This is a genomic window from Psychrobacter sp. Choline-02u-9 (assembly GCF_002836505.1).
In the GTDB taxonomy this organism is placed as follows: domain Bacteria; phylum Pseudomonadota; class Gammaproteobacteria; order Pseudomonadales; family Moraxellaceae; genus Psychrobacter.
Genome location: NZ_PJBF01000003.1, coordinates 1 through 14,239 on the forward strand (window position 1 = coordinate 1; position 14,239 = coordinate 14,239).

Below are 14,239 nucleotides of genomic sequence, written 5' to 3' on the forward strand. Positions count from 1 at the left end.
GGCAGAGGCCAACCTTGAGCACTTTGATGAAGTATGGGGCAAAGAGTACCCGCATGTCATCAAGTCTTGGCGTAATAACTGGGAGGGCTTAACGGTGTTCTTTGAGTACCCTAAAGACATCAGAAAAGTCATTTATACCACCAATGCGATAGAGTCGCTAAATAGTGTCATTCGAACAGCGGTGAATAAGCGTAAGGTGTTTCCCTCTGATCAAGCCGCCTTCAAGGTGGTCTATTTGGCAACTCAACAGGCATCGTCAAGGTGGTCGATGCCGATTCGTAACTGGACGGCGGCTCTTAATCGCTTTATAATTATGTTTGATGATCGTATCAGTAAGCATTTAATCTAAATGGCAGTTACACAGAATCTGGGATGGGCTCTTGCTGGTATCATTAATTTCGAGCTAAACCTATGACTTTTGCAAGAGGTCTACTGACTAATCATTTTCTAAGAATAAGGAAGTTACTATGAAGCGTATTATGATGTTATCTGCACTAAGTGGTGTTTTAGCGCTTACAGGCTGCTCGACAATGGATAAAGTATTTGGCACTAATATGTCAGGAATGAATGATAACCAGATGGTTAGTAGCAGCGCCGTACCAGTGACTAGTAGAAACGGTATGCTGGTTGATTCTACTAATTACATGACGCTATATACCTTTGACAAAGACACTGCCAATAAGTCGAACTGTACAGGTGATTGTTTAGCGGCTTGGCCAGCACTTACCGCCCCTAACAATGCCAAAAGCGTCGGTCAGTTCTCGACTTTTCAGCGTGATGACGGTACTTATCAGTGGGCTGCCAATAACATGCCGTTATACTTCTTTGTAAAAGACACTAAAGCTGGAGATGCAAACGGCGATAATGTAAAAGGCGTTTGGCATATTGTTCCAACTCAATAAAGCCCAATATATTGTAGAGACAAAAAACAGCAGCTATAACTAGTTATAGCTGGTGTTTTTTTATAGTGATACTGTCTGCAATAATACTTTTTAATACTACCTTATTAAGCAGGTCTGTTCGCCTCATCTTCAGAAGCAAGTGCTGCCTTTTTCCTATATAAAGGAAAGAAGTCAGAATTCAAATCTTCCTCGCTCAGACCAACCTTGGCTACCAATTCGGCATATTTCTCTGGGTTGACAATGAGTCTATAGGTTTTAAAATCAAACTCCTCAGAGGGGGAGCTAAAGCCTTTTTTATATTTGTATAGTGAGTCGAGGCTAGCACCAAGGCCACCGCCAAGGTGAAGTAATTTATAGTTATTTTCCCGCCCCCAGTCTCTTGCCACATGAGTAATCAGTTTAGCAGGCTGCAGTTTTCTATAATCGTCGAGCGTTCCTCCTAAATGATACTGCATAATCCCTGACTCCTCACAGGCAGTGTATAAAGAAGAAGCAATAGGCTTATCTTCTTGATAAGCCGTTATCAACAGCAATCTGCCTTGTAGGTTTTTAGACAAATTATAGTAATAATTGTCATCAAAAAAATAATAATCAGTGGCACCAACATTCGCCATCGTCTCTTCATAAATCTTTGAAAAGATTTTAGCGTTTTCTTCGTCCAACGCTTCAACCTTAGTAGTCACATCCATTTTCATTGCTTTTTTGATGCCACGGCGGTGCTGATTTTGAGTTTCTTGCCAGTATTCTTCTTCAGATTTAGTCAAATCAGAGGCTACTGTTAAGCCATGCTTTATTATTTTGCCAATAGCTGGGGGGCGCTCTCGTTCTTTGTTAATGATGGGATGCAGGCGCATAAACAAAGAGACACAGCCTTCTTCATAAAGAAAATCCTGAAGGCCTTTCAACATAATATCCAGCTCATCAGTGGTCACAGTGTCGTCAACCAGCGGACCGCCATACCCATAAGTAGAAGTGGCATCCCAGTACTTAGCGTCAATCTCTCTTATCATTAAAGGCAAATATATTTTTTTATTATTATAACCCCAGTTCGGGATAAGTGATTCATTAAGCTGCTGATAGTATTGATATTTTCTATTACTCTTGAAGACCAGCTAAGTCTTTGAAGACAGGCTTCTCTATAAACTACTGTCAAAAGCATGACTTTATAAGGTCAGATAATAATTATACAAATAGTATCAACAACTTAAGCACTGGCTTATCCCGAACTGGGGTTTTACTACTAAAATCAATCTTCTGTCAAAATATCAATAAAACTCTGCCAAATGGGGCTTTGATGACGCGCTTTATGCCACACCAGCCACCACGTGCGCGCTAAATCAATACCTGCTACTTTCACCTGCACCAGCTCTGCTTTATCCAATTCTGCTTGAATGACATACTGCGATAAGCAGCCAAGCCCAATATCGGCGCTGACCATATGCTTAATGGCTTCTGACTGCTGAATTGCCATGACAATCTCGGCATGCGGTAGATGCTGCAATAACTGCTCATCGATAATCTGCCGCGTCCCCGAACCCGCCTCTCGTACCAGTAATGGCAGCCTTGCCAATCGTTCAGCGCTGAGCTCATAGCATTTTTCTTTATGGTTATAGTCCATGTTTGCCAGCCATTTACTATGAGATTTAGCAAATACCATCAAGGTATCGGTCCGCCAAGCGCGCTGCTCAATGACTTTCATATCTGTCGGGCGCGGCATACCTTCTACAAGCGCAATATCGATATTTAATTGCTCAACCTCGCCGACCACTTCTTGGGTATTGGCAATATACATATCGATATGGGCATCGGGTAGCGCTTCGTACAATTTGGCAAGCAGCGGTGGCAATACATAATTACCGATAGTCGTGCTAGCACCAATATGAATCTGCCCTGCTTGATGCTTATGATAATGCTCAAGCGTTAAAGCTTGTCCCAAAATCGCTTGTGCCTGTATATAGATAGGATGGGCGTTTGGATGCTGATTGAGCCTGCGCCCGACGCGCTCAAATAGCGGCATTTGTAACCGCGCCTCCAGCTCAGTGAGTGCACTGCTGACCGCTGATTGCGATAAATGCAGCTCTTCACTGGCACGGCTGGTACTGCCAGTTTGATAAATACTGACAAACACTGATAATTGCTTGAGGGTAATCTTTGGTAATACCTGCATGGCTTTTTTCATAATTTCTCTGACACCCTATCTTATTGATACAACCTAAAAACCACCTGTTATTTTAAAAACCCTTTATTATCTAAAAAACCATCTTTTTAGCCCAAAGACTTTTATTAACCTAAAAAATCGATAGTTTTTATCTAATTAATCTGTTTTTATTATAGATTGGTCTGCCTTATAATGTCTATTCATAAGCTTATGCTTATTTCGATTATGGACAATAGGACACTTCGTCATGCACGCCTTAACTAAAACAGTGACCAACTACTTCCCAACCAATCGCCATTTCGCAGGTTTGATAGTGGTGTTTGTCGGTAGCTTATTTTGCTTATGGCTAAATACGAGCTTGGATGTCTGGAGTCACGGGCGCATTATAGGCTTGTCTTCGTTAACGCTAGCGATTTTGATCGGTATGATATTGGGCAATACCGTTTATTCTAGTTTCGCTGAGCAGCTACATGTGGGCGTGACATTTGCCAAAGGTCAAATACTGCGTCTCGCCATCATGTTTTATGGCTTTAAGCTGACCCTAACGCAAGTATCAAGTGTCGGACTGTCTGCGGTGATGAGCGATGCGTTGGTATTGACCTCGACTTTTTTAATCACTTATTGGTTAGGTACAAAATGGCTCAAAGTCGATAAACAAACGACGTTATTGATTGGTGCAGGCGCGAGTATTTGCGGGGCAGCAGCTGTTATCGCCGCAGAGCCAGTGATCAAGGCCGAAGCGCACAAAGTCACTATCGCTGTGGCTACGGTCGTGGTCTTTGGCACCATTGCGATGCTGCTTTATCCGTTTTTATACCATCTTGGTTGGTTGCAACCTTGGCTAAATGCTCAGCAGTACGGGATTTATACGGGTGCCACCATTCATGAAGTGGCGCAAGTCGTCGTCGCTGGTAACGCAGTCAGTCCCGAAGTGGGTGACACAGCGGTTGTCACCAAGATGATACGCGTGATGATGCTCGCGCCGTTCTTATTGGTTTTATCTTTTGCGTTGACCAAAGGCAGTAACGATCAAGGTAACAAACCCTCTGTAATGAGCCGCATTCAACAAGTCAAAGTGCCTTGGTTTGCCTTCATATTCATTGCCATCGTCTTACTGCACACTTGGGTGCCGATGACCGCAAGCTTTGAGCGTAGTATGGTGATACTAGACGATGTGCTGCTCACCATGGCAATGTTTGCGCTGGGTCTAACCACGCATTTGGGCGCTATCAAACAAGCTGGCGTTAAACCCCTTATCTTAGGTGCGATTATGTTTGCTTGGTTAATCGTTGGTGGCGGCTTGATCAATATTGGCATCGCTTCACTGTAAAAAAGCTATTTAACCCCAGTTCGGGATAAGCCACATTGTAACTCATTGATACTATTTACAATGTTGCTACCTGTCCCTGCTGAGGCATATTTTTGATGGTGGGTTTATAGGGAAACCAGCAATAAGCAATTAAACCTGACAGCAAGTTTGTGATAAACCCCGTGACACTACGATGGCGTGAGTGTTCGATTTGGCACAAGTTTTTAAGCTCTCCAAACACCGTTTCAACCAAAGAGCGATGATTGAGTAGTGCCTCATCCATAGGCTCAAGTAATTGGGGTTTCATATTACGCCGAAGTTTGGTTATCAACGTGGTATCACTGTGTTTTGTGAGCCACTCGTTTAGGGCTTTACTGATATAGCCTCTATCCCCAAACACCTTGCCAAACACAGGCGTTGCCATATCCTTAACAGGCGCTCTATCATCGGTATTACCCTCAGTGACTTTGACGGATACCAGCTCACCTTTATGATTGATAATGGCGTGTAGCTTAAAGCCATAGAACCAGCCCATGCTGCTTTTGCCTCGGGTTGCAAGTCCTTCAAAGACTTTATGACGGTAGATACGTTTGTTATGACAAACTGCTATCTTGGTTGAATCAATATAGCTGATACCCGTACAGTCGCCCATCATGCTTTGCAAGTAGGCACATAGTGGCATGATACTGCGCGGCACAAGCTTTATAAATCGCGAGTAGCTCGGCAGATTTGGAAACGCCCGTTTCATCATGCCAAGCATGTGATGGTAGTAAAACGCCTTAAACTGTCGATAACGTAATTGATGAAACAGTACCAAGATGGTCATAATCTCTGCTACACTTATCTGGCATGCTCTTAGCCGTTGACGGCCCGTTGCGATTAAATGAGCGTCAAACTCAGGTTTGAATTGCTGATAAAAGTCGTCAATATGGCAGTATAGTTCGGTTAGGTTGTCCATGTAAGAAGTCCTTGTTGTGAAGTTTGTCTTGGTAAACTCACTTTAGCAATTTTGGGCTTCTTTTTTTATCTTTTTTTGAGCGCTTATCCCGAATTGGGGTTAAATATCAAATGCAACAATAAACAATAAATGACGAGAGGGTATGTATGAAACCTGATAACCATAACTTAACTTTTAAGCAGCATAAATTGTTTGGTGCGCTTATCCTACTGACAGTGACATCGTCGTTATTTGCTTGTAGCGAAACCAATACCACTGCTGCAACCACAGCGACTGTAGAGACGGCAACAGACAGCCAGAATTCAAAAGTCCAAACGCCTAAAACGGTGACTCCGAGCGCTAGCAGTAACAGTGATGCGCTGAGAAACGTCTCTGCGACGGTTTATAAAGATGCCAATTGTGGCTGCTGTAAAGAGTGGATTAGCCATGCCGAAGATCATGGTATGACCGCTGAGGGGCAAGATGTTGCCGACTTAGCGGTATTTAAACAGCGCTACGGCGTCCCTAATAATATGCGCTCTTGTCACACCACGGTCACGAGTGATGGTTATGTGTTTGAAGGCCATGTACCCGCTAAGCATGTTGCAGAGTTTTTAGCAAACCCGCCAAGCGACGCCATTGGCCTTGCTGTACCGGGTATGCCTATGGGGAGTCCTGGTATGGAATATAACAATCAGTTCGACCCTTATCAAATCATGCAAATAAATAAAGATGGTAGCACAGCGGTATATGCTGAGGTTGATAGCGCCAATGCCCAGTTATAGCTGAAAAGGATGATTTTTACTGTCCATCGCTAACTTATTAATAACCCCAGTTCGGGATAAGCGCTCAAAAAAAAGATAAAAAAAGAAGTCCGAAGTTGCTAAAGTAAGTTTACCAAGACCACTTAAGCAAAAAGGACTTCTTACATGGACAACCTAACCGAACTATACTGCCATATTGACGACTTTTATCAGCAATTCAAACCTGAGTTTGACGCTCATTTAATCGCAACGGGACACCAAAGGTTAAGAGCATGCAAGATAAGTGTAGCAGAGATGATGACCATCTTGGTACTGTTTCATCAACTGCGGTATCGACAGTTTAAGGCGTTTTACTACCATCACATGCTTGGCATGATGAAACGGGCGTTTCCAAATCTGCCGAGCTACTCGCGATTTATAGAGCTTGTGCCGCGCAGTATCATGCCACTGTGCAGCTACTTGCAAAGCATGATGGGCGACTGTACGGGTATCAGCTATATTGATTCAACCAAGATAGCAGTTTGTCATAACAAACGTATCTACCGTCATAAAGTCTTTGAGAGTATGGCGCAAAGAGGTAAAGGTAGTATGGGCTGGTTCTATGGCTTTAAGCTACACGCCATTATCAATCATAAGGGCGAGCTGGTATCTGTTAAAGTCACTGCAGGTAATACGGATGACAGAGTGCCTGTTAAGGATATGGCAACGTCTTTATTTGGAAAACTATTTGGTGATAGAGGCTACATCAGTAAAGCACTGAACGAGTGGCTCACAAAACACAGTGATACTAGGCTGATAACGAAACTTCGGCGTCATATGAAACCCCAATTACTCAAGCCGATGGATGAGGCACTACTCAATCATCGCTCTTTGGTTGAAACGGTGTTTGGAGAGCTTAAAAACTTGTGCCAAATCGAACACTCACGCCATCGTAGTGTGACGGGGTTTAGCACAAACTTGCTGTCGGGTTTGATTGCTTATTGCTGGTTTCCCTATAAACCCACCATCAAAAACATGCCTCAGCAGGGACGGGTAGCAACATTGTAAATAGTATCAATGAGTTACAATGTGGCTTATCCCGAACTGGGGTTATGATAGCTATCAGCTTTGGATGTACTAGCTTTGCCCCTGACCCATTCTCTACGTAGAACGCAGCAAGTTTATGACCATGATCAGTAGCAAACTGTATGAGCTCATTTTTGGCACGCTTGGCATCTTGCTCTTCAGGTAACGTTTTATGGTGACTTTAGATAGGATATAGCTCTAAAACAATCTCGTTCCCTTCTGTTAATGTTGGAGCTTAACCGTGCTCGATATTTTACAAGCAATTCCTAATTGGCATCTTGCAGGGCTGTTTTTGGCGGGTATGATTGCTTTTGTGATTTCCACCATATCAGGAGGTGGCGGTGCACTTTTACTCATACCTGTCACCTCTGCGCTGATAGGGATCTCGGCTGCGCCACCCGTGATTAATTTAGGTAATTTCATTAGTCGCCCTTCACGTCTTTATTTATTTTGGCATCATATCGACTGGTCGCTAATAAAGTATTATGCGCCAAGCGCTATCGTTGGTGCGTGGTTAGCTGCATTATTATTTAGCCGTCTTGATGGGAGCTGGATTCAGTTATTAGTGGGTGCATTTTTGATATCTACCGTCTTGCAGTATCGTTTTGGCAAAGTAGAAAAATCTTTTAATATGCCTAAACTGGGGTTTGTGCCTTTAGGTTTTATTACGGCGTTCATTAGCACACTCGTCGGCGGTTTGGGTCCTGTGCTCAATCCTTTCTATATGAATACGGGATTACAAAAAGAAGATTTAATCGCTACTAAAACAGCTAATTCATTCTTTGTAGGATTGGCTCAGATTGGTAGTTATACTTTTTTTGGCGTATTGACTGCCAATCTTTGGATTTATGGCTTTGCTTTAGGGCTTGGTGCTGTGGTTGGCAACATCATTGGTAAGCGCTTTTTAGCAGGTATGAATATCAAGCAGTTTAGAGTGATGCTGATCCTATTAATGGTCATTAGTGGCGTAGTGATGATTGTCCAAAACGTCATGATTCTGTTTTAAATTAAACCAAAGTTATCTGACAGTGAATATATTCATTATCACTGCTAGAGCTAACAATACTGATGTAAAAACAAGCTACGCGGACCATAGCTGAAACGCGGGATACTCAGATAGGGATAGATAACTAAGAATTCATTCGAGGCATGGTTGCCTGTGCGGTACTAATTCTAAATAGTGAGCAGCAAGCAAACCTTTGCCACCGTATTTACTCATGGTCCCACTGTTAAAAAGTCTTTAGAAGAGTTATCAAACTATATACCTCTTCTGCGTGAAGCTGAAAATGAGCTGTCTGTTATGTTTAATCAAGACTTTCTATAGTCATCCGTCCAATTATTTCACTAGCAAAACACCATAGCCGTTTTTTACTTCTTTACTAATAGGTTATACAGCTATTGATAGCGCCACTTTCAAAAGCTGTCCTACATACGGTTCTAGTATTATGAAACTTACTGTAATAATTATTTATTAGGGGATCTGTTGATTGATTTCAATATTAACCTGAGTCTGTTCAGCGCTAACCACTACTGGGTTACCTGATAGATCACCCGACTCTGCGGACGCAGTCCCACTATGGCTAACACGAGCAACGACTGCTAACTTAATTTTGTCGCTACGGGCGGATTGTAACGTGCGCTCTGGCATCATCGCATCAAGATCGCTTAAACGGATACTGGCTTTACCCTGCTTGATGACACTAATCGGTAAACGTTTAGCTGCAAATGGCGGACCACCTTTAACATCACGTATCGCCACAAACAACACATCATCAGCTTTAACAAGTGGCAGCAAGGCAGCATCAACAGAGACGGTAACTTCAATACCTTGCGAGGCTTGCTGTTCTTGCGCGACGATATTGGCACTTAGCTCATCAAGGCTCGCTAACGCTTTACTATGATCGCCAGGCTTGGCAGCAATACTCTCGCGTAAACGCTTAATCCAACCTTGCGCTTCTGCAAAGTTACTACCACGTGCCTCACCCATTGCCATGAGCATCTGCGCACCTTCATGCTGTGGATTTTTGGCAAGGACATCTTGTAAGACACGGCGGCTACTGGCATCAAGCTGACCTTTATTGGCAAAAAAGCTAATCTGCGCATAAGTGGTCGCAATCTCTTCATTGTCAGGCGCCAAGCGATACGCACGTGATAAGGCTTCTAGTGCCGAATCAGTGGCCTCTAACGATAAAAATAGCTCAGACAGACGCATCCAGCGATCAGGATCATCGGCATGACGATAAACGTTGGTCTGCATCGCGCTGATAAGCTGCTGGCCGTTTTCGATTGCCCATACAGGTGGCTGATCGATTTTGCCAGTCAACAAGTCATCAGCGACTTTTCCGACCTTGTCTTCGGCCGTCCACAGATCAAACACAGGCGTTCGGTCACCCACCATCAGATACGCCAGCGCAGCCAATACAGGCACCCAAACCATGAGGATCAAGCGGCTTTTGATACCAGGGGTGACCATCGGCGTGACTTCACGCTGGGCATCCAATAGTTGCCGCTCAAGCTCAAGCTTTTGGTTTTGGTAGTGAGCATCATCGATGGTGCCACTGTCTTTGTCTGTTTTTAGCTCTGCCAGACGCTCGCGAAACACCGCCACGTTGATATCTAGTAGCTGGTTGTCCACAGAAGTGCCTGATGTACGCGTGGCGCGCAGCCATGGCATGATGGTAATAACAGCAAGGAGTAAGGCAATCAGTAAGCTTAGAGCAATAAATAAGCCAGCAGTAGAGAATATGGTCATTTTTTGTCCTCGGGGCTTGTGGTGTCATGAGCGTCATTATCGGTGCTATTGGCACGCGATAGCAGACGATCAAGTTCGGCTTTTTCGGCGGCAGTCAGCTCCGAGGCGGTATTATCTACCGTCACTCTACTCTGACCGCTCGCTACCAGCTGGTGGCGACGGCTTTGCCAAAACCACCCTATCAATAATACGATCAGTAGCAATGGCGGAAAAAACCATAAAATCCATGTCGATGGACGTACAGGCGGCTTGTAGCTGATAAAATCGCCGTAGCGCTCTTGCATATAAGCGCGAATCTCACCATCACTACGACCGTCTTTTACCATATCGTAGGTTTTTTGCTTTAAATCTTGAGCGATCGGTGCATCAGAGCCGGCCAAGTTTTGGTTTTGGCATTTCGGGCAACGTAGCTCTTCGATCAATCCTCGGTATTGTGCTTCTTGTTGGACAGAATCAAAATCATAGACGTCAATCGCCGCATAGCTGGTCACACTTAGGAGACAGGCAAGTATTAAGCTCGCTACTTTTATCGTAACGGCCTTTATTGAAAGGGCTATCATTTGCACACCTCTTCAACCTGAATCGCATCTGGACTGACGTTATTATCATTGGCATCATTGAGTACCGTTAAGCAAGGCTCAATACGATCTTGCCAGTTACTCTCGTTAATCTCACCAACAATGTGCTGGCGAATAACGCCTTCACCATCGACAGTGAAAGTCTCAGGCGCACCCGTCAACCCTAAGTCCAAGGCAAACTGGCCGGACAAATCCTGAATAGACATCGAAAAGGGATCACCGCCTCGGTTCAGATAACCGAAAGCATCACCAATATCGTCTTTATAATTCACACCAACCAAATTGACACCACGCTCTTCTAGTTGCATCAAAAAAGGATGCTCAATGATACAAGTAGGACACCAAGAGCCCCAGATATTCATTAAAAAGGGCTCATCAGGTAAGTTATCATTGGTCATGATACGACTGGTATCTGACAATAGCGGCAGCTCAAAAGGTGGTACTGGACGCTCAAGTGCCGTATTGGTAACGATATCAGTCGGCTGCCCCAAACGAAAATAAAGCATAACCATAACAGCAGCAAAGATGATCAGCGGGATCAAAAACCATATTCTAATTTGGCTTTTTTTCATTGTTCGATTGCCTTTTGTTTCAGGGGGTTGCTCGGGAAAATGATTAGACTTAGTCATTTTGCTTCTCCCCCATTAGTGTCGTGTTATTGGTAGTACTTTTAACATCTAAATCAGTAACCGTCGTAAAGCCTGACTTACTTGCAGCAATTTGCGCAGGTGTCTTGGGTGTTTTGAGACGATAGCGCCTATCCAGCATACTTAGCAATCCACCCAATGCCATAATAATAGCACCAAGCCATATCCAACGAATCAATGGCTTCACATAAATACGTACTGCCCATTTATTACTGTCTTCAGCTATAGGTTCGCCTAGTGCTACATACACATCACGCATTAGACTGTCATCAATCGCTGCTTCAGTCATCGGCATCATGCTAATAATGTAATTGCGTTTTTCAGGGTATAACGTGGTTACAGCACGGCCATCTTTACTCACTTCGACCTCAGCTTGGGTCGCATCATAGTTACTGCCTTTGACTTCACTGAAGCCCTTCACCGTAAAGTCATAGCCTTGGACATGGACACTATCATTTGGGCCCAGTGCCACATCACGCTCGATACTTAAGGTACTGGTAAAGGCAACGCCGATGACCGCTATAATCACACCGATGTGAGCCGTCTGCTGTCCCCAGTAGCTCAAACGAAGCTTAGCTAGGCCTTTCAATAAGCTTGGTGCATTTTTGGTTTTGTCTTTAAAATCAACCAGCATCCAGAACAGTACCCAAAAACTGACCGCTAATGTTACGCCAATATTAAGCATGGCAGACGGACTAACAAAGTAAGCAATAATCGCGGCCAATACCAAGCTACTCGCGGCGATTACCATACCAACGCCCAATAGCGGGCGACTGTCTTGTTTCCAGCGGATATTAGAACCCATGCCCATTGCTACCAATAGCAGCCAGGTCAAAGGCACAAACAGCGCATTAAAATACGGAGGGCCCACCGATACCTGACCCAGATTGAAGGCGTCAGCAATAATAGGATAGAGTGTACCGAGTAGTACGACTAACGTTGAAACCAAAATGATAACGTTATTAATCACCAAAAATGACTCACGGGAAATCAGCTGATACTGGCTCTCAATAGTCAAACGCCAGCCACGCAGCGCAAACATCAGCAAACCACCACCGACGATGATGCCAAGAATCACTAAAATAACCAGACCTCGGGTAGGATCAGCGGCAAACGAATGCACTGAGGTAATGACGCCTGAACGCACAAGGAATGTGCCCAGCAAACTAAGTGCAAAAGCAAAAATAGCGAGCATAATAGTCCATGCTTTAAAGACACCACGCTTTTCAGTAACTGCCAAGGAATGTAGCAATGCCAAACCAGCGAGCCACGGCATCAGTGATGCGTTCTCTACTGGATCCCAGAACCACCAACCGCCCCAACCGAGCTCGTAATACGCCCACCACGAACCCAGTGCGATACCAATGGTTAAGCAGCCCCAAGCAGCCAATGCCCATGGGCGCGACCAGCGTGTCCATACTGCATCCAAACGTCCTTCCCACAGCGCGGCCATACAAAAGGCAAAGGGTACGACCATACCGACATAGCCCATATACAGCATCGGTGGATGAAAAATCAAACCAAAATCTTGTAGAAGAGGGTTTAAGTCAGCACCATCAACAGGTAGGTTTGGTAAAGTGCGATTAAATGGTGACGAGGTAAAGATAAGCATCGTCAGCATCATTAACTGTACGCCTGCTAATATCACTAATACTCGCGCACGCATCGACAATGGCAAGCCGCGACTAAAGTAGGAGACCAGCGCACACCATGTGGCCATAATGGTCATCCATAGCAGTAGCGAGCCTTCGTGTCCGCCCCATGTCGCCGATAACTTATAATACCAAGGCAGCAAAGTATTCGAATGCTGCGATACGTACACAAGGCTAAAATCATTATAATAGAAGCCTGCCATCAACGCGCCAAACGAGGTAATCATGGCAGCAAACTGCGCCCATGCAAGACTCGGCGCCAAACGTTGCCAAGCAACATGGTCACGTATAACGCCAATAGTTGGTAACACTACCTGGAAAATCGCCAATATAAAGGCGGCCAGCAAGGCAAAATAACCCAATTCTGTGATTAACATACGGTCTAACCCTGTTTACTCTAATATGATTTAAGTTCACTGTAACGGTTGGATCTTGATTATTAGAAACTATTGAAATTTGCTGCTATCTCTAGCTCTAATTGATTTCGAAGTGTTTTAAAAAGCGTGCCGAAAATAATAGACAATCATAAATATACAATCATCTTTTGTTAGGTAAGAAGAATATTGAATTAGTCAACTGGATTTATCACAGCCTAATGCCATCTAAATAAGACCTAGACGATCACACCTGAAAGACAGGCGCAAATCCACCACCTGACGTACGGAAGTTGGTCACCTGACCTTGATACACACGCGCAGCAGGTAGCAACAGTTTTCCGCCATACGTATAAAGCCGTATGTCTACTTTTCTTGTTGTTACGACGTCATCAATTTTTAGTGAACGCTCTGTAGCAGGGATAAAAGTCTGCGCAATATAACTTTCATCCAGAATATTTTCGAAGACGCGTCGAGTCAGCTTGCTACCACGATAGACGCCTTTGCTTCCATGACCAGCAACTGGCTTAAAAAACAGTTGCCGCCGAGTAAGCCACAACTCTGCTGCATCGTCTCTTGATACAATCTTAGTCCTCGGTACAGACCTTTCGAGGCACTCCACTGCAGCCTCATCCAGACCCCAAGAGCGCAATATTTGGGAGTCTGATAGCAATGTCAGGTTTTGCTTATTGGCCAACATAGCATGTACATGGGGATTGGGTGTCACCACCACAGCACCCTCTAGATAAGCACTTTTAAGCACGGCGTGGTCAGGGTCCTCAAATGCAAAGTCGACAAGCCGATTGTAAATCATATCGATTTTCTGGCCATGGGCTGTTAACGTACCGTCGATATACTCGAGTTCAGAGGGATCAAGTATCACAGTATCAATACCTCTAGCTTGGAGCAGTTGACAGGCTAACTCAAACTCTAAGAACATGAACTGACTCTCGGGGTCATTGTCCACAATGGCTATCCGATTGGGCATAGCAACAGCGGACTGTCGCTGCCATTCCTGTTTGAACATGTCAAACACTGCTTCCTCGAACCTATCTAGCATTTGATTGGTTGCAGCGCTTTGCTCTGAGGGGTTGCAACAGC

14 protein-coding genes are annotated in these 14,239 nt (G+C 44.4%); 6 read left to right on the top strand and 8 right to left on the bottom strand.

The genetic code is table 11. The features are described from left to right. Together CXF69_RS00220 and CXF69_RS00225 are read left to right on the top strand one after the other, a co-directional pair. The coding region (locus CXF69_RS00220; protein ID WP_145990100.1) for a transposase at window positions 1-349 on the top strand (349 nt) is incomplete at its 5' end. 118 nt (window positions 350-467) lie between these two features. After that, window positions 468-902 (top strand): COG4315 family predicted lipoprotein, encoded by a 435-nt coding sequence (locus CXF69_RS00225; RefSeq protein WP_068037304.1) that lies wholly within the window; start codon window positions 468-470, stop codon window positions 900-902. A gap of 104 nt (window positions 903-1,006) precedes the next feature. Here the strand turns inward: CXF69_RS00225 and CXF69_RS00230 are convergent, their stop codons facing one another. Together CXF69_RS00230 and CXF69_RS00235 are read right to left on the bottom strand one after the other, a co-directional pair. Continuing rightward, window positions 1,007-1,834 carry a GNAT family N-acetyltransferase gene (locus CXF69_RS00230; protein ID WP_157822716.1) on the bottom strand — a complete coding sequence of 276 codons (828 nt, stop codon included), beginning with the start codon at window positions 1,832-1,834 and terminating at the stop codon, window positions 1,007-1,009. Between the two features lie 314 nt (window positions 1,835-2,148). Continuing rightward, window positions 2,149-3,081, bottom strand: coding sequence for a LysR substrate-binding domain-containing protein (locus tag CXF69_RS00235; protein WP_068037308.1), 933 nt, complete (start codon window positions 3,079-3,081; stop codon window positions 2,149-2,151). A gap of 226 nt (window positions 3,082-3,307) precedes the next feature. On the opposite strand from CXF69_RS00235, the gene CXF69_RS00240 reads away from it, so the two are divergent. Then, window positions 3,308-4,390, top strand: a complete 1,083-nt coding sequence (locus tag CXF69_RS00240; protein ID WP_068037311.1) for a YeiH family protein — start codon at window positions 3,308-3,310, stop codon at window positions 4,388-4,390. Between the two features lie 55 nt (window positions 4,391-4,445). Here CXF69_RS00240 and CXF69_RS00245 read toward each other — a convergent pair whose 3' ends face one another. Beyond that, entirely contained in the window at window positions 4,446-5,327 is an 882-nt protein-coding gene (locus CXF69_RS00245) for an IS982 family transposase (RefSeq protein WP_102078857.1), read from the bottom strand. A gap of 146 nt (window positions 5,328-5,473) precedes the next feature. Here CXF69_RS00245 and CXF69_RS00250 point away from each other — a divergent pair, with 146 nt between their 5' ends. From CXF69_RS00250 to CXF69_RS00265, 3 genes are all read left to right on the top strand, one after another. After that, the gene (locus CXF69_RS00250) at window positions 5,474-6,091 is read left to right on the top strand and encodes a DUF411 domain-containing protein (protein ID WP_068037317.1); all 618 of its coding nucleotides are present in this window, start codon (window positions 5,474-5,476) and stop codon (window positions 6,089-6,091) included. 144 nt (window positions 6,092-6,235) lie between these two features. Further along, the gene (locus CXF69_RS00255) at window positions 6,236-7,117 is read left to right on the top strand and encodes an IS982 family transposase (protein WP_102078858.1); all 882 of its coding nucleotides are present in this window, start codon (window positions 6,236-6,238) and stop codon (window positions 7,115-7,117) included. A gap of 259 nt (window positions 7,118-7,376) precedes the next feature. Further along, the gene (locus CXF69_RS00265; RefSeq protein ID WP_227522957.1) at window positions 7,377-8,141 is read left to right on the top strand and encodes a sulfite exporter TauE/SafE family protein; all 765 of its coding nucleotides are present in this window, start codon (window positions 7,377-7,379) and stop codon (window positions 8,139-8,141) included. Between the two features lie 465 nt (window positions 8,142-8,606). Here CXF69_RS00265 and ccmI read toward each other — a convergent pair whose 3' ends face one another. The 5 genes from ccmI to CXF69_RS00295 all read right to left on the bottom strand — a co-directional run. Beyond that, on the bottom strand, window positions 8,607-9,887 hold the full coding sequence (ccmI, locus tag CXF69_RS00275) for a c-type cytochrome biogenesis protein CcmI (RefSeq protein ID WP_101205925.1): 1,281 nt from the start codon (window positions 9,885-9,887) through the stop codon (window positions 8,607-8,609). Further along, window positions 9,884-10,447, bottom strand: coding sequence for a cytochrome c-type biogenesis protein (locus tag CXF69_RS00280; protein ID WP_101205926.1), 564 nt, complete (start codon window positions 10,445-10,447; stop codon window positions 9,884-9,886). The genes ccmI and CXF69_RS00280 overlap by 4 nt, the downstream gene beginning before the upstream one ends. Continuing rightward, entirely contained in the window at window positions 10,444-11,094 is a 651-nt protein-coding gene (locus CXF69_RS00285; protein WP_101205927.1) for a DsbE family thiol:disulfide interchange protein, read from the bottom strand. Before CXF69_RS00285 ends, CXF69_RS00280 begins: the two co-directional genes overlap by 4 nt. Next, window positions 11,087-13,141: a heme lyase CcmF/NrfE family subunit gene (locus tag CXF69_RS00290; protein WP_101205928.1), complete on the bottom strand. Its 2,055-nt coding sequence runs from the start codon at window positions 13,139-13,141 to the stop codon at window positions 11,087-11,089. Before CXF69_RS00290 ends, CXF69_RS00285 begins: the two co-directional genes overlap by 8 nt. Window positions 13,142-13,385: 244 nt before the next feature. After that, window positions 13,386-14,239, bottom strand: an 854-nt coding sequence (locus tag CXF69_RS00295; protein ID WP_102078859.1) for an ATP-grasp domain-containing protein, incomplete at its 5' end; no start/stop codon positions are given.